Origin of the sequence: Phocicoccus schoeneichii, from assembly GCF_014635565.1 — a bacterium.
In the GTDB taxonomy this organism is placed as follows: Bacteria; Bacillota; Bacilli; order Staphylococcales; family Salinicoccaceae; genus Phocicoccus; species Phocicoccus schoeneichii.
On record NZ_BMDB01000003.1, the window covers coordinates 195,563 to 215,577 of the forward strand.

Here is a 20,015-nt window from a genome sequence, read left to right on the forward strand (position 1 = left end):
AAAGCCCGTTGGCAGTGACGATACCAACGGACTTCGGTTTTTTGTGCAACAATAGTTTAAGCTTTTTAAGCTTCTGTTTCTTCTAAAACGGGTTGTTCTGTTGTGTTCACGATAAATTCATCGTCTTTATAGTCCACAGTTACGAGTTTTCCTTTTAAGTCTTCTCCTCTGAGAATTGCTTCACTTAGGTTGTCTTCGATGTTTTTCTGGATACTTCTAGCGAGTGGTCTTGCACCAAACTCTTTGTCATATCCGTCTTCGGCGAGTTGTTTCTTCGCTGCATCTGTCACTGTGAAGTGAATGTTTTGATCATGCAATCTTTCTGCTAATTCATTAATCATCAGTGTCACAATTTCTTCTAGGTGTGATTTTTCTAAGCTGTGGAATACGATAATATCGTCTACACGGTTGATAAACTCAGGTCTGAATGTATTTTTCAGCTCTTTCATCATCGTGCTACGGATGTTTTCATAATCTTCTTTTTCGTCATCATTGCTTCCAAATCCAACGAATTTATCGTCACGAAGTTGTGTCGCACCTACGTTTGAAGTCATAACAATCACTGTGTTTCTGAAGTCTACTGTGCGGCCTGTCGCGTCAGTCAGACGCCCATCATCTAACACTTGTAAGAGCATATTGAATACATCAGGGTGCGCTTTTTCAATTTCATCGAATAGGATGAGTGAGTAGGGTTTACGTCTCACTTGCTCAGTCAATTGACCCCCTTCATCGTATCCAACATATCCTGGAGGTGAACCCACAAGACGTGACACACTGTGTTTTTCCATGTACTCAGACATGTCTACTCGAATCATCGCATCGTCTTCACCAAAGAGTGCTTCAGATAATGCTTTTGCAAGTTCTGTTTTACCTACACCGGTTGGTCCTAAGAAGATAAAGCTTCCGATTGGTTTTTCAGGATTTTTAAGTCCAGCACGTGCACGACGTACTGCTTTAGAAATGGATTCTACCGCTTCATTTTGTCCAATAACTCTCTCATGAAGAATTTCTTCTAAGTTTAAGAGACGTTCTGATTCTTCTTCCGCAATCTTAGAAAGTGGAATACCTGTCATTTTTGAAATCACAAGTTCGATATCCGAACGCTTCACTTCTTGTTTTGCGCCCGTTTGTTCATTCTTCCAATCGTTTTGACGCGCTTCGATTTCTTTTTCAAGTTTTGACTGCTCGTCACGATGTTTCGCTGCCGCTTCAAACTCTTGTGCTTGAACCGCTGCATCTTTTTCTTTCTTCACCGACTCTAATTGATTTTCTAAATCTTTTAAATCTGGCGGAGATGTGTAATTTCTAAGTCTCACTTTAGATGATGCCTCGTCAATTAGGTCAATGGCTTTATCTGGTAAGAATCTATCTTGCACATATCTCGCAGACATTGTCGCTGCCGCTTCAAGTGCTTCGTCACTAATTGTGATTCCGTGGTGCGCTTCATATCTGTCGCGCAGTCCTTGTAAGATTAAAATCGTGTCCTGAACAGATGGCTCATCCACAATAATCGGTTGGAATCGACGCTCTAGTGCCGCATCTTTTTCGATGTGTTTTCTGTATTCCTCTAACGTAGTAGCCCCAATGACTTGCACTTCACCACGTGATAGCGCTGGTTTTAAAATATTTGATGCGTCTACTGAACCTTCAGCCCCACCTGCACCAATCAGCGTATGCATTTCGTCTATAAATAGGATGACATTTTTAGATTGTTTAATCTCATCCATCACTTTTTTCATGCGCTCTTCGAACTCACCGCGGTATTTTGTACCAGCAACGACTGTACCCATATCGAGTGACATCACGCGTTTGTCTTTCAGCGTTGAAGGCACTTCGTTTCTCACAATCGCTTGTGCTAATCCTTCTGCGACTGCCGTCTTACCTACCCCAGGTTCACCAATTAATACAGGGTTGTTTTTTGTTCTACGAGATAAAATCTCAATCACACGTGTGATTTCTTCTGAACGACCAATCACTGGGTCAAGTTGACCATTACGTGCTACTTCTGTTAAGTCACGTGCAAGTGAGTCGAGTGTTGGTGTTTCAGATTGTTCTTTTTCACCTTGACGCTTGTAGCTTTCAGGGTTTCCAAGCATACGAATTACAGCCGCACGCGCTCTAGTAATATTTAGTCCTGCTGCAGCTAACACGCGTGACGCTACACCTTCAGATTCTCTTATTAAACCTAACAAGATATGCTCTGTCCCTACGAAGTTGTGGTGCAGTTTACGCGCTTCGTCCATTGATAATTCAATCACGCGTTTTGCACGTGGTGTGTAGTGTAAGCTCGTTGGCATTTCTGTACCTTCCGTAATGAGCTTGAAGACACCATCTCTAATTTGTTCTTCAGTAATATCAAATGATTGAAGTACTTTTGCAGCAATTCCTTCTTCTTCCTTAACAAGACCAAGTAGGATATGCTCTGTTCCAATATTTGAATGTTTTAAAGCAATCGCTTCTTCTTGAGCAAATGCAAGTACGCGCTGAGCACGTTCTGTTAATTTTCCAAATAACATATTATTCATTACCTCCCAGTAATTCTTTAATTAAAATCGCACGTTCACGATTTTCTGCTTCTTCCAAGCTTGTATATTCTAAATTCTGATCTTCAATTCGTTTTCTAATGAACGCATGTTGAATCACGCACATCCATTTCTGGAACTGGAAGTTCTCCACTTCCAGCATCTCCATGTCAACACCATATTTGATGTTCGATAGATGTTCCGCAGCCTCTTCTAATGACATTTTCTGTGCATATGTTAAGAGTCCATATGAGCGAAACACAGAGTCACGGACAGTTAATGCCCTATTATGATAAAACCACTGTCTCGTCTTTTCTTCTTCGGCGACAATTTGATTCTTGATGTCTTCTAAGTTTTCTAGAATCGTGTGTTCATCTACACCGAGCGTCACTTGGTTAGATAGTTGATACATCTCACCGAGCGGAACACTGCCTTCTCCGTAAATACCGCGAAGCGTATATCCCATGCGTGTTAAAGCATCCATGACTCGCTTAATGCGACGGTTCTTCGAGAGTGCCGGTAAATGTAACATGACGCTTGCACGAAGTCCAGTACCAACGTTTGTTGGACAGGCAGTCTTAAAACCGTAGTTCGTATCAAACGCGTATTCCACGTTTTTCTCTAGAGCGTCATCAATGTCACTCGCCGTTTTATATAGTTCTTCGAGCGTTTTGCTCGTATCAACGACTTGGATTCTGATGTGATCTTCTTCTCCAATCATGATAGATGCGTGTTTATCTTCTGATAAAATCAGGCGCACCCCTTGTTTTAAAAAGCGTGGACTAATGAGAAACTCTTCCACCATGAGTGCCTTGTCTAAGATGTTGAACGCTCTCATATCGAGTGTTTTATAGTCACTGAATGTTTCACTGACACTGTCAGCGAGTGACTCAAGTGCTTCATTTGATTGAAGCATGTGCGGAAAAGGTAAACCTTCTATATTACGTGCGAGTCTAATTCTTGAAGACATCACAATTTTGTTACTTGTTTTTTCATCTAGCCATGTGTCTACCATCTCTTCACACTCCTTTTAGCGCGTTGATTTCATCTCTAACAACAGCAGCTTCTTCAAAATTTTGCGTTTCGATGAGTGATGCGAGTTTTTGTTCGAGTTGTTCGATCCGCTTTTTCGTTTCTACACGTCCAGTATGTGACTCAGGAATTTTCCCTTCATGTTCTTGTTGAAGATGCTGAACTCTGCGTACGATTTTTGGGACTTCGTTTTTGAATGTATCATAACAATCTGGGCATCCAAAAAGTCCTTTTTCTGCAATTGATGTGAGAGGTGATCCACATGTCTTGCATGATACTGTTGTCTTAAATTGTCCCATCATGCTGTTTAATAATTGATTTACATTGAAGTGCTCTTGATCTTTTTCTAAGAACACTTCATTTGCACATACATCACATAAAAACATTTCTTTGTTGCCTTCCGTTGTTTTTACAGACATATGTAATGTCGCTTCACGTTCCTGACATCTTTCACAGAGCATGATCATCACTCCTCATATAAAATAACTTCTATTATATTTCTTAAAATTTGAGCGCGCACAATATCGCGTTTTGGTAACCCGATCATTAGCGTTTCACGTGCAATCACCGTATCTATGATTTTCGCTTCTCTAAATGAGATTACCTCTGCATCATACATCGATTGAATGATATGCATCGCATTTGTTTGACTGAGTCCGTCACCAATTAAGTTTAATAAGTGCTCAAGATAATCTGCTTTTTTATGCGTCTCTATTTTAGTGATACGAATATATCCACCGCCACCACGCTTACTTTCTACTATATAACCGAGTTCATTTGTAAATCGTGTCTTGATTACATAATTGAGCTGCGATGGCACGCAATCAAATTTCTCAGCAATTTGAGCTCGCTTAATTTCTACGACTTCGTTTTTTGATTCTGCAATCATTTGCTTTAAATACTGCTCAATGATATCAGACATATTTCGCATACTAACACCCCTTTTTGACCTTCTTTGACTTTATTGTACAATCTTGACTAATTTTAATCAAATAAGTTGTTTTAAAGTGTGTATGAATTCGTTATGAAAATTTATGAAAGCACTTTACACATTGATAACTAAGAATTATAATGAAGTGTATTATCAAATTCCTTTAGAGGTGAATCAATGAATATTTTATGGGGTATCATTGGTATTTTAGTCACTTTTGCACTTGCATGGCTTGCTTCATCAGACCGCAAACACGCATTTGATAAGTGGAAAAATATCATTCTACTCATCGTCCTACAGATTGCATTTACGTGGCTAATTTTTGCTACGACAATCGGACAAACTGTTGTAGAAAAACTAGCATTCGTATTCGACAAATTACTTGAGCACGCAGGCGAAGGTGTTGCATTCGTATTCGGACCTATGGTATCTATTGACGAAGGCGGATTTGCTTTTGTTTTCTTCTTTAACGTATTACTTCCAATTATCGTAGTTTCAGCAATAATTGGTATCTTACAATACTTAAGAATTTTACCATTAATTATCCATGGTCTTGGATGGATCTTATCTAAGATTACTGGTATGGCATTTATCGAGTCATATAACGGAGCAGCTTCAATGTTCTTAGGTCAGTCTGAGGTATTTATCTCACTGAAAAACCAAATTCCATTACTCGGTGAAAAACGTCTTTATACATTATCAGCACAAGCAATGAGCTCGATTTCATTATCAATGGTTGCAGCGTACATGACGCTTCTTGAACCAAAATATGTAATCGCAGCGATCGTACTTAACCTATTCAGTGTTTACATCATCGTACATATCATCAACCCGTACACAGTTCCTGCAGAAGAGAACTTTACGGCTGAAGAAAACAACCCTGACAAAGGTAAAACATTCTTCCAAATTCTTGGCGACTACATCACTCAGGGTGGAATTATCGCAGTAATCGTAGCTGCAATGTTAATCGGATTTATTGCTTTAATCTCGATTCTTAACAGCTTATTCTTACTCATCCCTGGTTTAGAAATGTCATTCCAAGACATCCTAGGATATATCTTTATGCCAATCGCATTCATAATGGGTATTCCTTGGGCGGAAGCTCAACAAGCAGGTCTCTTAATGGCGACTAAACTTGTAACAAACGAATTCGTAGCAATGGAAAACTTCCAAGCGTTCAAAGAAGTTCTATCACCACGAACTCAAGCAATGGTATCTGTATTCTTAGTATCATTCGCTAACTTCGGTTCTATTGGTATCATCGTTGGTACTGTAAAAGGGCTACACGATGCTTCTGGTAACATGATTGCGAAATTCGGAATGAAACTTGTTTATGGTGCAACACTTGTATCTATTCTAAGTGCTGTAATCATCGGCTTCTTCGTAAGCTAATGATTCAACGTCTCTCTTTTAGAGGGACGTTTTTTTATCTTCATTTTTAGTTTTTAAAATAGCTGTAATACGGTACACTAAATTTATATAGGGGGGATTCGGAGTTGTTAACGATTCAAAATGACCCGACGGGTAAAGACTATCATGCACTACTCGACTATGCGTTTCAAACGTGTGAGGAGTTTCAGCTTGTCGTGAGAACAGATATTTTACAGTATCAGGATAGTTTTACTGATTTGAAAGAATGGTTTGGTGAAAGTTTCACGGAAGTGCACGAACAACATGAATGGCCGTCTACAAATTTATTTGATGACAAGGCGACTGTGTATTACTTCAAAACGACGGATGAGGCGAAGCAAGTTTTAAAAGAAAAGGCGGACAGTTTCTTCCATTGGCTACACCCTGAGTTACCTGAAGATTTATGTTTCTTTAAAGACGGAGAAGCGTGGTTGTCTTCATCTAGTGAACTTAAAGAACTCTATATCTATCCTACGAGTGTCGATGAAACACACGCAATCAAAGGTATTGAGGGATTAGAAGTTTTAGAGGTCGAGTTCTAAAAGAAAAACGAGTTGGTCAATTACCAACTCGCTTTTTTTACGCCTGGAATCTGCCCTTTATGAGCAAGTTCTCTAAATTTAATTCTTGATAAACCAAAGTCACGCATCACACCACGTGGTCTTCCCGTCACTTGGCAACGGTTCGTTAGACGTGTTGGTGATGAATCTCTCGGTAATTTAGAAAGCGCTTCATAGTCACCACGTGCTTTTAACTCTGCACGAAGTTCACGGTACTCTTCAACTCGTTTCTGTCTTTTTATCTCTTTAACTACTTTAGATTTCTTAGCCATAAATCCTCCTTAATTGTAATTATTACGTTTTATAATTATAACAGGCCACTCTAATTTTTCAAGATAATATGCTCAAATAATGATATAATAAACAGTATTCAAAAATGAGGTGTATATCAATGTCAATCAGAACTAAAGTGGCACAAATCGCTGGGCGTTCAGTTAAAATAGCACTTAAATTAACTACAGGTGGCGGTTCGAGCCTACCCGGTAAAGTGGCGCATCGTATCAGTCCAAACATCTTGAGCGATCTCGCAAAACATTATGATGTCATTATCATTACAGGTACGAATGGAAAGACTTTAACAACGACACTTACATCTAACATTCTGTCTAAAGCATTCGGAAAAGTAATTACAAATAGAGCCGGCTCTAATATGTCACAAGGTATCGTCGGCGCATTCTTAGATGCAAAGAAAACAAGCACTAAAGAGCGTGGTCTTGCCGTTATTGAAGTAGATGAAGGCAGCCTTAATAATGTAGTAGAAGCGTTAAACCCTAAACTTATTGTTCATACGAATCTTTTCGATGATCAAACAGATCGTTACGGTGATACGAAAGCGGCATATCAACTGCTCGTTCAAGCAGCAAACAAAGTGCCAAACGCAAAAATTTTAGCGAATGGTGACTTACCACTCTTCAACTCGGTTGACCTTGTGAACGCAGTCGAATACTTCGGTTTACTTCCAAACTTAACAAACGAACCGATCAGAATCGCCTGTCCGCGATGTGGCGGTAAACTGGATTATCATACACGTACATACTCAGAACTTGGGGATTACGAGTGTTCATCATGTGGCGTGAAGCGTCCAGAGTTGAAATACGCCGTGAGTGACATTACAGAGACAGATTTAACTAGTTCAACATTCACGATTGATGACGAGTCATTCACGATTCCAATCGCTGGCGTGTACAACGTCTATAACGCACTCGCAGCTTATGCCGTGGCCAAAGAACTCGGTGTAGAATCAGCAGTAATTAAAAATAGCTTACAGACAACAGAACGCGTCTTCGGTAGACAAGAGATCATTCCATTAGGTGAAAAAACAGCAATCCTCAATGTGGTGAAAAATCCGGTCGGGTTAAACCAAGTCATCGATTTAATTGAAAAAGATAAAGAACCGATGACCTTTGTGGCGATCCTAAACAACCGACCAGCAGATGGCGTGGATTTATCTTGGCTCAAAGACGGGCACTTTGACAAACTCGCAAAAATAGAGATCGAAGAAGTGTTGACTGGCGGAATCCGTGCCGACCGCATGACAGAAGCACTAGTGGAAGCAGGATTCGAACGACACACAATAGACGAATTCGAAACACTAGAAGAACTCGTAAACCGCATCACACAAGCAAAAAACAAGAACATTCAAATCATCGCAACATACACAGCAATGCTTGAATTAAGAAAAGAGTTGAAAGACAAGGGATTGTTGAAGTAATTTTTTGGTCGATGGTTGGTTGCGCGTGGCGCGAAAATTTTGTGCGTGGCACATTTTTGGTAATATGAAGCACACTCTTAGTGAGTGTGCTTTTTTCATGCACATTTTTAACGAGAGCTTTGGTGCACTCACGAATAGTAGCAGGTTTTTATCTTGTTTGTATGGGTGGATGGTGTGGTTAGACCGGAATCGTCATGCCTAATGTTAGATTCATAGAACCCACGTGAGCATTAAACCGGAATCGTCACGTCTAATGTTAGATTCTAGGAAACTACATGACGATTAGATAAGGATCATCATGCCTAATTTTAGATTCACAGAAACCACGTGACGTTTAGACCGGAATCGTCACGTCTAATGTTAGATTCTGGGAAACTACATGACGATTAGAGGTTAATCAAGTCGTGGAATGAAGAGTTCACTGAAACCAAGCCACGATTAGAGATTAATCAAGTCGTGGAACGAAGAGTTCTCTGAAACCACGTGACGTTTAGACAAGAATCGTCATGCCTAATGTTAGATTCACAGAAACCACGTGACGATTAGAGGTTAATCAAGTCGTGGAATGAAGAGTTCACTGAAACCAAGCCACGATTAGAGATTAATCAAGTCGTGGAACGAAGAGTTCACTGAAACCACGCCACGATTAGAGGTTAATCAAGTCGTGGAATGCGGAGTTCTCTGAAACCACGCCACGATTAGAGGTTAATCAAGTCGTGGAATGCGGAGTTCACTGAAACCACACCACGATTAGAGGTTAATCAAGCCGTGGAACGAAGAGTTCACTGAAACCACACCACGATTAGAGGTTAATCAAGTCGTGGAATGCGGAGTTCACTGAAACCACACCACGATTAGAGGTTAATCAAGTCGTGGAACGAAGAGTTCACTGAAACCACGCCACGATAAGATCATAAATTATGCATATCCCTCTAACTAACCAGATTTCATGTATCATTCCAATCACTAATAAGACCTGTACTTCCAACTAATCAGATTCTATGTATCATTACGCATAAAGAATCCCCACTGCCGTCCATCTTTCTAAACTTCATAATCCATTCTTGTTTTTATCTTCTTTAACTACATTTCAAGATAAAAACACACTCTCTCCGTGTCCAAACAAAAAAGACATCCCATGAACGGGATGTCTCTAAAAGTGGGCCTAGGTGGACTCGAACCACCGACCTCACGCTTATCAGGCGTGCGCTCTAACCAACTGAGCTATAGGCCCTAAAAATAAAATGGAGCGGAAGACGGGATTCGAACCCGCGACCCCCACCTTGGCAAGGTGGTGTTCTACCACTGAACTACTTCCGCAAATATGCCGGCCAGAGGACTTGAACCCCCAACCTACTGATTACAAGTCAGTTGCTCTACCAATTGAGCTAGGCCGGCTTGTTAAATTATGTATAAATATGAATGGAGAATGGCGGGCTCGAACCACCGACCCCTTGCTTGTCGAGCAAGTGCTCTCCCAGCTGAGCTAATCCTCCAAAGCAATAACAATATACATAGTACTACATATTAATGTACGCGTCAAGATGATTTCTTACAAAAAATTATAAAAAGAAGTCATTCAACGAATTGAATGACTTCCGACTCTATTATTTCCTCTTTTGTCCGAAGATGCGGATAGAGAGAATGAGTACAAAAAATAGTGCGACAGTGATCAGTACACTCTTCGGCGTCAATGCACCGAGTACTAGATACTCCATCTTAGCGGTGTCTCATGTAAGGGAATAGAAGTACGTCTCTGATTGAGGATGCGTTTGTTAAAAGCATCACTAATCTGTCGATACCAATACCAAGTCCACCTGTTGGTGGTAAACCATATTCTAACGCTTCGATAAACTCCTCATCCATTTCGTGAGCTTCATCATTACCATCAGCTGCTTCTTCCACTTGTTGTTGGAAACGTGCTTTCTGATCGATTGGGTCGTTTAACTCAGTGAATGCATTTGCATGCTCACGACGTACGATGAATAACTCGAAACGGTCTGTGAAGCGTGGATCTTCCGGGTTCTTCTTAGATAACGGTGAAACTTCCACTGGGTGACCGTATACGAATGTTGGTTGTACTAAGTGCTCTTCAACTTTTTGCTCGAAGAATTCATTTAATACGTGACCGAATGTGCTATGGAATTCGTCGACTTCCACACCGTGTTCTTTCGCAAGCTTAAGTGCTTCTTCGTCAGAAAGTTCTTGGAAGAAGTCTACACCAGTGTATTCTTTAACGATTTCAGCCATATGAACACGGCGCCATCTTGGAGCAAGATTAATTTCTTCTCCTTCATATTCAATCGTTGTTGATCCTAAGATTTCTTGTGCAACGTGTGCGATTAACTCTTCAGTTAAGTCCATGATATCTTCATAGTCTGCATATGCTTCGTATAACTCGAGCATTGTAAACTCAGGGTTGTGACGTGTAGATACCCCTTCGTTACGGAATACGCGACCAATTTCATAAACTTTATCCATTCCACCAACAACAAGGCGTTTTAAGTGAAGTTCTAAAGCAATACGCATGTAAAGCTGTGCATCTAACGCGTTATGGTGTGTGATAAACGGACGTGCTTGTGCACCACCAGCAATCTGGTGCATCATTGGTGTTTCTACTTCTAAGAAGCCTTTTTTATCTAAATATTTACGGATTTCAGTGATGATTTTACTGCGTAATACGAAGCGTGCTTTAGACTCTTCGTTTGTTAATAAGTCTAAGTAACGTCTTCTGTAACGCTCTTCAATATCTTGAAGACCAGCGTGTTTGTCCGGAAGTGGACGTAACGCTTTTGTTAAGTGTGTATATTCAGTCGCTTTAACCGAAAGTTCTCCAGTATTTGTTTTAAACATTACACCTTTGATACCAACGATGTCTCCAAGGTCAGATTGGTTCCAAATTTCAAATGCGTCTTCGCCAATTGAATCTTTACGAACGTAGATTTGAATCTGTCCGTCTACGTCTTGGATGTGTGCGAAACCAGCTTTACCTTTACCGCGTTTAGTCATGATACGACCAGCGATTATTACTTCTGATTCTGCTTCTTTTTCAGCGAGCTCTTCTTTAGAAAACTCATCCCATTTTTCTACTAGTTCTTTAGATGTCGCTGTCGTTTCATATTTTTGTCCAAACGGATCTAAACCTTTGTCTGCAAGGTCCGTCATTTTTTGACGGCGCACTGCCAATTGATCTGTTAACTCTTCAGTCATTCGTTTTTTCTCCTCATATATTGATTTTTATACTTTATCTTACTTCTCCAGCAACGCTTCGAAATTTAATAATCCATTACGCCACGCTTTAACTCTTTATATAATTCGTTAATTGTTTTCTTAAATGTTGGGTGCACCACTTTTGGTGCAATTTCGTTAAATGGCTCTAACACAAATTCACGCTTATGCATTTCCACGTGAGGCACTGTTAAGTCATCGATATTCAGTTCTAAATCTTCATAGATTAAAACATCCACATCGATGATTCTCGGACCCCACACCTCTTTACGTACGCGACCAAGCATTTCTTCGACTTTTAGTCCGTAGTAAAGCAAGTTCGTCGGGGAAAGGTGCGTCTCCACTTCGATGACCATGTTTAAAAAGTTTGGTTGATCAGTTTTACCGTATGGTGCCGTTTCATAAATCTGTGATTTTTTTCTTATCGTTATTTCTGGGTTTTTCGAAAGTAAGTCGATTGCATCTCTTAAGTTTTTGTAACGCTCTCCGATGTTTGTTCCTAATCCTAAATAAGCAATTGCCATTAATTTTCACGCTCTCTCACTATTTCCACGCTGACGTTTTCGTATGTCCCGTCAATCGGTGGACTCGGTTTAGTTACTTTGACTTCTAGTTTTTCTGCTTTGTTGAATCCCTTAAAAATTGCTTTAGCTATAGTTTCTGCTAAATGTTCGATTAAGTTCACAGGTTCACTTTTAACTATAGCTTCAATAACATCATACACTTCTGCGTAGTTGATTGTGTCATTTACTTCATCCGACTCTCCTGCAGCACGCAGGTCCGTGTGTATCACACAGTCTATGATGAAGTATTGCCCGATTTCTCGTTCAGCATTTAAGACGCCATGATATGCATAGAGCTTAATGCCATTTACTCTTATCTTATCCATTATAAATCTCCTTGCAATTTCATGTAAACGTCTGCTAATTGGCGATTCAATTGTACGTTGTGTACACGTACAGCATGAACGCCTTGATTGATACCAACTATCGTCGTTGCTGCTGTCGCAGGATCACGTTCTTCCGGTGTTGTTTCTTTACCGATAAGCTCTTTAACCATACGCTTTCGACTTGTCGCAAGCAATACTTTATACCCTTTTTCTACAAGCTTATTTAGATTTCTCATGACTTCAACTTCTTCGTCACGAGTTTTCTGGAACCCAACGCCCGGATCGAGCCAGATGTTTTCATCTTTAATACCTCTGTCTTTACACAGTTGTACAGATTCCATGAGTTCACTAATCATGTCATCCACAACGTTTTGATATATCCCATGAGTATTATTGTGCATAAGAATAATTGGCACGTCATATTTTTTAACAACGTCAAGAATTGTATCATCGAACGTCCCCCGCCATTGGTCGTTGATCATTGTTGCACCAGCCTGAAGCGCAGCCTCAGCCACTTCACCTCTAAACGTATCGACAGAAATGTCAACTCCGAGATTTAGTTCAGCGATTTTCTCAACAACTGGCACGACACGAGAGATTTCTTCTTCAATAGTAATCTCAGTGTACCCCGGTCTTGTCGAGTATCCGCCCACATCAATGATGTTAGCTCCATCATCCACAAGTCTCTTCGCATGATTAATTGCATCGTCAATCGCATGATACTTTCCACCGTCACTAAATGAATCAGGAGTAACGTTCAAAATGCCCATAATTTGAAGTTGTTTCATGAACCATCATCCTTACACATAGAATATTAGTATTATACCATTTTTCTATAACGATTTTAACCGTAAAAGCCTATATTCCCAGTTTCTATAAAACAACAAAACCAGAACTCATAAGAGCTCTGGTCGTTTTAAAATATATCTTATTATTGTCTATTAATCTTCAAAGTTAAAGAGTGGTGTGGATAGATATCTTTCACCGTTTGATGGTAGAACAGTCACTACAGTTTTCCCTGCGCCAAGTTCTTTTGCTTTTTCAATTGCTGCATATACTGCTGCACCTGAAGAAATACCACCTAAGATACCTTCATGTTTTGCTAGTGCACGTGCTGTTTCAAACGCAATATCATTCTCAACTTTAATGACACCATCATATACTTCAGTGTCTAATGTTTTAGGGATAAACCCAGCACCTAGTCCTTGAAGTTTATGTGGCCCAGGTTGTTCACCTGAAAGCACTGCTGAATCGGTTGGTTCTAACGCATATACTTGTGTGTCTTTGTTTTCTTCTTTTAGTACGCGTCCTGCACCAGATACAGTACCGCCTGTACCAACACCCGCGATAAATGCATCAATTGTGAATCCTGCAGACTTCGCTTGTTCAACAAGTTCAGGACCTGTTGTTAATTCATGCACGCGTGGGTTCGCCATGTTTTCAAATTGTTGTGGCATGAAGTAATCATCTTTTGCTGCAAGTTCTTCAGCTTTTTTAATTGCACCTTTCATACCTTCAGCACCTGGAGTTAATACAAGTTCTGCTCCATATGCTTTTAAGAGATTTCTTCTCTCTTTACTCATTGTGTCAGGCATTACAAGTACTGCTTTGTAACCTTTACTTGCTGCAACCATTGCTAAACCAATACCAGTGTTCCCACTTGTAGGTTCTACAATTGTTGTGTTTTCGTTTAACTTACCCTCTTCTTCTGCTCTTTCGATCATCGCTTTCGCGATTCTATCTTTAACAGAACTACCTGGGTTCATGAATTCTAATTTTACATATACATCCGCTGCACCTTCTGGTACTAATTTGTTTAGTTTTACGAGCGGAGTATTTCCAATTGCTTCAGAAATATTATTAAATACGCTTGCCATTTGTTAGCCTCATTTCCTAGTGATTTACTATGAATAGTATACCACTGAGTGACTTAAACTTTCAAATGTTTTGAATCTAATTATAGAAGTGCTTCGAGTTCTTCTTTTTCAATCCAAATTGTATTTCTGCAGAAATTACATGTCGCTTCTGCGCCACCGTCTTCTTCAATCATTTCTTTAATATCATCTTTTTCAAGTGATGCCATCGCATTTAAGAAACGTTCTTTCGAACATGCACATTTAAATTCCACTGGCATTTCATCAAGCTTTCTCCAGTTATCTGCACCAATTGCTGCATCTACGATTTCTTCAGGTGTCAAACCTTCATCGATTAACTTAGAAATTGGCGTCATTTTGCCTGCTGCTTCAGTTAAGTAATCAACTGTTTCGTCCGTCGCGTTTGGAAGGACTTGGATGATTAACCCACCCGCTGCTTTGATTGTATTATCTGGGTTAACTAGAACACCAAGTGCAACGATTGAAGGCACCTGTTCTGAACTGTAGAAGTAGTATGAGAAGTCTTCTCCAAGTTCACCACTTACAATTTCAACGTTACCTACAAAGTTATCTTTTAAGCCGATGTCTTTAGCAACGCGTAAGAAACCATTCGTACCTACGGCACGTCTCACATCAAGCTTTCCATGTTCGTTCAGTTCAAAGTGTACTTGAGGATTTTTAAGATATCCACGTACCTCACCTTTCGCATTCGCATCTGTTACGATTGCGCCAATTGGTCCGCCACCTTCGATTGTTACCGTAACTTTTTCTTCACCTTTTAACATTGCACCTAGAACAACTGTTGCTGTCATTGCACGACCAAGCGCTGCAGCCGCTGTTGGATAAGCACCGTGACGCTTCACTGCTTCGTTTATTGTTTCTGTTGTATTTAACGCAAAAATACGGACTTCGTCATTAATTCCAAGTCCTCTTATTAATTTATCGTTCACTTATTTTTCTCCTTTTTTTCATAAGAAAAGTCGCCATCATGGCGACTTCCTCTTATTTGTTCTCTTTATCATCGTCCACACGATTGTATGGGTCTTGTTGTTCTTCAATAAAATTGTCGTCAGATGTCATATCTGGTTCTTCACTTGGTGCTTCATCCTCTGACACGTCTTCGTCATGCGATAACTTGTCTTTGATTTCTTTATAAGATGAACCCACGTGATCCTCATCCTGTTGCTTCTCTTCTTCTAAATGAGAGTCATCATAAACACGCTCTGGTAATTTACCCTTGTGGAAGAGGCCTTCGATTTGTTCTCTGTCTAATGTCTCTTCAACAAGTAGTGTTTCAGCTATTAAGTTTAACTGCTCTTGATGCTCTGTAAGAATTCGTGTACAACGATCATATGAATCCTTAACAATTTTTTGTACTTCTAAGTCAATCTCATACGCAAATTTGTCTGAGTAGTTTGGTTCGCTACCCATTTCTTTACCTAAGAAGACTTGTCCGTTTGATTCACCAAACTGGATTGGACCCAGTTTGTCACTCATACCGTATTCCATCACCATGCTACGTGCAAGGCTTGTTGTTCTTTGGAAGTCGTTATGTGCACCAGTAGAAGCTTCACCGAATGTTACTTCTTCCGCAACACGACCACCGAGTAAACCAACAATACGGTCTAATAATTCAGGTTTTGTCATGAAGTAACGGTCTTCTTTAGGAAGCATTACTGCATAACCACCCGCTTGGCCACGTGGAACAATTGTTACTTTATGAACTGTTTCTGCTTCGTCAAGTACCATACCGATTACTGTGTGACCTGCTTCGTGGTACGCAACGATGCGACGTTCTTTCTCACTCATCACACGTGATTTCTTAGCAGGACCTGCAATTACTCTGTCCGTTGCTTCGTCTACGTCACGCATGTCTACCGTTGTCTTACCTTGACGTGCTGCAACAAGTGCTGCCTCGTTCAGTAAGTTTTCAAGGTCCGCACCTGAGAATCCTGGTGTTCTTTGTGCAATTGCTTTTAAATCAACCGTTTCATCTAAAGGCTTGTTCTTAGAGTGAACTTTAAGAATTGCTTCACGGCCTTTAACATCTGGACGACCCACTTGAATTTGTCTGTCGAAACGACCTGGACGTAATAACGCTGGGTCTAAGATGTCTGGACGGTTTGTCGCAGCGATCATGATGATTCCTTCATTATCTGAGAATCCGTCCATCTCTACAAGTAATTGGTTCAGTGTTTGTTCACGCTCATCGTGTCCGCCACCGACACCAGCACCACGTTGACGACCTACTGCATCAATCTCGTCAATGAAGATGATACATGGTGCATTTTTCTTCGCTTGTTCAAATAAATCACGTACACGTGAGGCACCGACACCGACAAACATCTCTACGAAGTCTGAACCAGAGATTGAGAAGAACGGTACACCCGCTTCTCCTGCAACTGCACGTGCAATTAATGTTTTACCTGTTCCAGGAGGTCCTGTTAAGAGTACCCCTTTTGGAATTCTAGCACCCATTTGATCGAATTTACGATGGTCTTTTAAGAAGTCTACGACTTCAACTAATTCTGCCTTTTCTTCGTCCGCACCAGCGACATCAGAGAAGCGTACTTTCTTTTTACTTTGGTCATATAGTCTAGCTTTAGACTTACCAAAGTTCATCATTTTATTTCCGCCTCCGCCACCTTGAGCGTTTGACATCAAGAAAAGGAATAAGAATAGAATTAATAATAATGGAATAAATGTAAACAGCATTCCAGTCCAAGGACTTTGTTCCTTAGCAGGTTCTACTGTAAAGTTTAAATCTTCGTCTGCTTTCGCAGTATCAAGAATAGAATCAAGGTCTTTGCCTGCGTTATACGGGATAACAGCTTTAAATGATTCATTCTCTTTTTGATCTTTTAATTTACCTTCAACAAGATACACACTGTTTTCTGGTTGAATGGTCATTTGTTCAACATTACCCTTGTCTAAGTTCGACATGAAAGCTTGGTAACCAAGATCTTTCTGTTGACCTGTTCCATCATTGAAGCGTTGGAAAACTCCAAACAAAATGACTGTCAGAACGGCAAGGAGTAATATATTTCGGCCAGTATTCTTCGGCATCCGTAATCCTCCGTTTCTAATACACTAAAAGAAATATTAACACAAATTAATACAATGATACTAATGAAATGGCTTAACTATAAAGTTCTGGTTTCAAAAGTCCGATATAAGGTAGATTTCTGTAAAATTCATTGAAATCTAGACCGTATCCGACAACAAATCCATCTGGAATTTTTGTTCCGATGTATTTCACTTCAACATCGAGTGTGCGGCTTGGCACTGGTTTGTCTAAAAGCGTGCAAATTTCAACACTCGCTGCTTTTCTGTACTGTAAAAAGTCGATGATTGAATTTAATGTATTTCCGGTCTCCACGATGTCTTCAACAATAATGATGTGACGTCCTTCAATAGATGAAGACAGGTCCTTCAAAATTTTAACTTCTCCTGAAGACTGTGTTCCAACGTAGCTTGAAACATCCATAAAGTCGATTTCAATATGTGTGTCGATGTTTTTAATAAGATCTGTCATAAACATGATCGATCCTTTTAAAAGTGCTACTAATATTGGTTTCTTACCTTCGTAATCTTTTGTAATTTGTTCTCCTAATGACTTCGCAAGTGAAGCAATCTCCTCTTCAGTTAAGATGATTTCACTTATATCATTTTTTAATGTCATGGAAAGACTCCTTTATTTCTAGATTAATATCAAATTTCAAATGATTGAATGATTTAATTATATTATAAATTGGCCCAACTGCAATTATTTGACCATCTGGAATCACAATAATTGGCATTTTATCTCGCAAATCATTAGGGACTTTTTCGTCGATAAACACACGATTCACTTTTTTTGTGCCTACATTTGGAATCGTGATGCGGTCTCCAGGGCGCCTCGTGCGTGCAGTAATGGATGTCTCTAACGACTCAACGGCAATCATGTACCCGTTAAAGCTATATTTCCCGGGTGACGTAATCACGAGTTCTTCTATACTCTCTTCTTCAACTTTTTCTATCACCGTGAAACTGTCATACGATACGACGAGTGTCTTATCGTCTTTTATGAGTTCTATCTGAGCCGTATCACTTCGGAGCACACTCACGCATTCCTCTAAAAATGAGCGCTCAATATATGCATCAAACAGTGCTGATAACACGCGCAGTTGCACAATTTTATTCAATTCATTGAACGACTGTCGAGAGTGCGTGTGTTTATCTTTTAAAAATGCATGTACATGACTTTTAACGAGAGATTCCATCTCCAAATAGTCTCTTTTAAACACGGTGAGCGCGTCCTTTTGTAACGATGGATGCGCATCAATTTCAGGTACGATATGGTGTCTGATATAGTTTCGTGTGTAATGGTCACTCTCGTTTGATGCGTCTTCTAGGATAGTCAGTTTGTGACGATTTGCATACCTTTTAATTTCTTTTTTATAGACGCCTAACATCGGCCTTAAAAATGTGTCGTGAACGGGTTTTATGCCAATCCCATATAAATGACGACCGGACAACAGTTCATAAAGCACCGTTTCGATATCGTCATCTTTGTGATGTGCGGTTAAACAGTAATCGATATGATGTCTTTCCATCATGTCACGAAAGAACTGATATCGCGCAGTACGTCCTTTTTGTTGCGTGAAACTTTCAATATCTAATTTAGTCGATAAAAACAAGTGACCATTCTCGCGCGCAAGTTTCTCTAAAATACGTTCCTCACCGTCAGACTCTTCTCTGACACCATGATTAACGTGCATAACTGTGAGTGACTTGTATGTATTCTTATATTCTTCATTTAATAAGTGATACAAGACAATTGAGTCCACTCCACCAGATAAGGCAATTGCGATATGATCTGTTTTAGCCCAGCGCACTTTTAATTTCACGTTTTTACACCTCTAAATAAGAAAAAGGCCAGAAGTGTATTCTCGCCTCTTTATAATACTTAACGCCCTTTGCCACCACGACGTGACTCAGCTTGTCTTTTTATTGTAGACATGCGTTCCTCGCTGTCTTTTAAGAACATTGATAATTTCTTTTCGAAATCTTCAGGAGATTGTTCTTTCTTCTCTCTACGCTCTCTCTTAGGTTTTTGTGCTTGTTTGATAGAAAGTGAAATCTTTCCATCGTCCCCAATCGAGAGTACTTTTACTTCGACTTCGTCATTTACTTTCAGGTGTTCGTTAATGTCTTCGACAAATTTATTTGCAACCTCACTAATATGAACGAGTCCACTTTTCCCTCCAGGTAACTCTACAAATGCACCAAAAGGTTTAACACCTGTTACTTTTCCAATGACTTTTTCGCCAACTTCTACTGACATGTTGAATATAATCCTCCCAAGGTATATCTTTATTAAATCAATGATACCATTAAATAAAAAAATAATCATTACCGACGGCAATGATTATCCAATGTTATTTCTTATCTTTTTCTTTATCTACATCTTTGTCTGACTCTGGTAATGAGAATACCATTTCGCCACTCTCAGACATGAAGAATTCACTGCGTGCAATTCTCCTGATATAGTTATCATCATTCAGCTGCGCGATTTCACGTTCTAAATCTTCATACGTACGATTTTTTTCTTCGAGTACTTTTTCTGTCTTTTCAATCTGTGCTTGTAACGCACCATTTTCATGTTTCTGATAAAGACCCATGGAAACAAAGAGGAGGCAAGCCGCAAGTAAAATTCCCGTAAAAAGAAGCATACGCTTACGCACGACACGGGCTTCGCCTTTCAGCCTTTTCTTTTTACTATCTGTATTAAACGTATATTTGTTTAATAATTTAATCACTTTATTGCTCATTACCTCACCCCTTTTCAAGTATTCTACGTTCGACTTTAGTACTTT

The 20,015-nt window shown here is 39.8% G+C and carries 19 protein-coding genes and 4 tRNA genes; 3 read left to right on the forward strand and 20 right to left on the reverse strand.

From position 1 onward, the window contains the following. Positions 1-65: 65 nt before the first annotated feature. The 4 genes from IEU51_RS07570 to IEU51_RS07585 are packed head-to-tail and all read right to left on the reverse strand — an operon-like array spanning position 66 to position 4,485. Positions 66-2,516 (reverse strand): ATP-dependent Clp protease ATP-binding subunit, encoded by a 2,451-nt coding sequence (locus IEU51_RS07570; RefSeq protein WP_186084371.1) that lies wholly within the window; start codon positions 2,514-2,516, stop codon positions 66-68. Between the two features lies 1 nt (position 2,517). Continuing rightward, the gene (locus IEU51_RS07575; RefSeq protein WP_186084369.1) at positions 2,518-3,537 is read right to left on the reverse strand and encodes a hypothetical protein; all 1,020 of its coding nucleotides are present in this window, start codon (positions 3,535-3,537) and stop codon (positions 2,518-2,520) included. A 4-nt stretch (positions 3,538-3,541) separates the two neighbouring features. Beyond that, entirely contained in the window at positions 3,542-4,015 is a 474-nt protein-coding gene (locus IEU51_RS07580) for a UvrB/UvrC motif-containing protein (protein ID WP_186084367.1), read from the reverse strand. A 5-nt stretch (positions 4,016-4,020) separates the two neighbouring features. Then, positions 4,021-4,485, reverse strand: a complete 465-nt coding sequence (locus IEU51_RS07585; protein ID WP_186084365.1) for a CtsR family transcriptional regulator — start codon at positions 4,483-4,485, stop codon at positions 4,021-4,023. Between the two features lie 177 nt (positions 4,486-4,662). On the opposite strand from IEU51_RS07585, the gene IEU51_RS07590 reads away from it, so the two are divergent. Together IEU51_RS07590 and IEU51_RS07595 are read left to right on the forward strand one after the other, a co-directional pair. Beyond that, positions 4,663-5,877 (forward strand): NupC/NupG family nucleoside CNT transporter, encoded by a 1,215-nt coding sequence (locus IEU51_RS07590; RefSeq protein WP_186084363.1) that lies wholly within the window; start codon positions 4,663-4,665, stop codon positions 5,875-5,877. A 104-nt stretch (positions 5,878-5,981) separates the two neighbouring features. Beyond that, positions 5,982-6,437 (forward strand): stage III sporulation protein AH, encoded by a 456-nt coding sequence (locus IEU51_RS07595; protein ID WP_186084361.1) that lies wholly within the window; start codon positions 5,982-5,984, stop codon positions 6,435-6,437. A gap of 20 nt (positions 6,438-6,457) precedes the next feature. Here IEU51_RS07595 and rpsN read toward each other — a convergent pair whose 3' ends face one another. Beyond that, entirely contained in the window at positions 6,458-6,727 is a 270-nt protein-coding gene (rpsN, locus tag IEU51_RS07600) for a 30S ribosomal protein S14 (RefSeq protein ID WP_186084359.1), read from the reverse strand. Positions 6,728-6,846: 119 nt separating this feature from the next. Here rpsN and IEU51_RS07605 point away from each other — a divergent pair, with 119 nt between their 5' ends. Then, positions 6,847-8,166: a Mur ligase family protein gene (locus tag IEU51_RS07605; RefSeq protein ID WP_186084358.1), complete on the forward strand. Its 1,320-nt coding sequence runs from the start codon at positions 6,847-6,849 to the stop codon at positions 8,164-8,166. Between the two features lie 1,160 nt (positions 8,167-9,326). Here the strand turns inward: IEU51_RS07605 and IEU51_RS07610 are convergent. The 15 genes from IEU51_RS07610 to IEU51_RS07680 form a co-directional block, all read right to left on the reverse strand. Further along, positions 9,327-9,400: transfer RNA gene (locus IEU51_RS07610), tRNA-Ile, on the reverse strand. Between the two features lie 11 nt (positions 9,401-9,411). Next, positions 9,412-9,486: transfer RNA gene (locus IEU51_RS07615), tRNA-Gly, on the reverse strand. A gap of 5 nt (positions 9,487-9,491) precedes the next feature. Next, positions 9,492-9,564: transfer RNA gene (locus IEU51_RS07620), tRNA-Thr, on the reverse strand. Positions 9,565-9,589: 25 nt separating this feature from the next. Next, a tRNA-Val gene (locus IEU51_RS07625) sits at positions 9,590-9,662 on the reverse strand. Between the two features lie 223 nt (positions 9,663-9,885). Beyond that, on the reverse strand, positions 9,886-11,376 hold the full coding sequence (lysS, locus tag IEU51_RS07630; RefSeq protein WP_186084356.1) for a lysine--tRNA ligase: 1,491 nt from the start codon (positions 11,374-11,376) through the stop codon (positions 9,886-9,888). Positions 11,377-11,441: 65 nt separating this feature from the next. Beyond that, the gene (folK, locus tag IEU51_RS07635) at positions 11,442-11,918 is read right to left on the reverse strand and encodes a 2-amino-4-hydroxy-6-hydroxymethyldihydropteridine diphosphokinase (protein ID WP_186084354.1); all 477 of its coding nucleotides are present in this window, start codon (positions 11,916-11,918) and stop codon (positions 11,442-11,444) included. Continuing rightward, positions 11,918-12,283 carry a dihydroneopterin aldolase gene (gene folB, locus IEU51_RS07640; RefSeq protein ID WP_308808180.1) on the reverse strand — a complete coding sequence of 122 codons (366 nt, stop codon included), beginning with the start codon at positions 12,281-12,283 and terminating at the stop codon, positions 11,918-11,920. The genes folK and folB overlap by 1 nt, the downstream gene beginning before the upstream one ends. Further along, positions 12,283-13,071: a dihydropteroate synthase gene (gene folP / locus IEU51_RS07645; RefSeq protein WP_186084352.1), complete on the reverse strand. Its 789-nt coding sequence runs from the start codon at positions 13,069-13,071 to the stop codon at positions 12,283-12,285. The genes folB and folP overlap by 1 nt, the downstream gene beginning before the upstream one ends. A gap of 153 nt (positions 13,072-13,224) precedes the next feature. Further along, positions 13,225-14,160, reverse strand: a complete 936-nt coding sequence (gene cysK / locus IEU51_RS07650; RefSeq protein WP_186084350.1) for a cysteine synthase A — start codon at positions 14,158-14,160, stop codon at positions 13,225-13,227. 80 nt (positions 14,161-14,240) lie between these two features. Beyond that, positions 14,241-15,107 carry an Hsp33 family molecular chaperone HslO gene (gene hslO, locus IEU51_RS07655; RefSeq protein WP_186084348.1) on the reverse strand — a complete coding sequence of 289 codons (867 nt, stop codon included), beginning with the start codon at positions 15,105-15,107 and terminating at the stop codon, positions 14,241-14,243. A 52-nt stretch (positions 15,108-15,159) separates the two neighbouring features. After that, entirely contained in the window at positions 15,160-17,223 is a 2,064-nt protein-coding gene (ftsH, locus tag IEU51_RS07660; RefSeq protein WP_186084347.1) for an ATP-dependent zinc metalloprotease FtsH, read from the reverse strand. Between the two features lie 73 nt (positions 17,224-17,296). Further along, complete coding sequence (hpt, locus tag IEU51_RS07665) at positions 17,297-17,839, reverse strand: hypoxanthine phosphoribosyltransferase (RefSeq protein WP_186084345.1); 543 nt, start codon at positions 17,837-17,839, stop codon at positions 17,297-17,299. Then, positions 17,823-19,046: a tRNA lysidine(34) synthetase TilS gene (tilS, locus tag IEU51_RS07670; protein ID WP_186084343.1), complete on the reverse strand. Its 1,224-nt coding sequence runs from the start codon at positions 19,044-19,046 to the stop codon at positions 17,823-17,825. Before tilS ends, hpt begins: the two co-directional genes overlap by 17 nt. Positions 19,047-19,105: 59 nt before the next feature. Further along, complete coding sequence (locus IEU51_RS07675; protein WP_186084342.1) at positions 19,106-19,483, reverse strand: S1 domain-containing RNA-binding protein; 378 nt, start codon at positions 19,481-19,483, stop codon at positions 19,106-19,108. A gap of 94 nt (positions 19,484-19,577) precedes the next feature. After that, the gene (locus IEU51_RS07680) at positions 19,578-19,970 is read right to left on the reverse strand and encodes an FtsB family cell division protein (RefSeq protein WP_186084340.1); all 393 of its coding nucleotides are present in this window, start codon (positions 19,968-19,970) and stop codon (positions 19,578-19,580) included. Positions 19,971-20,015: the final 45 nt, after the last annotated feature.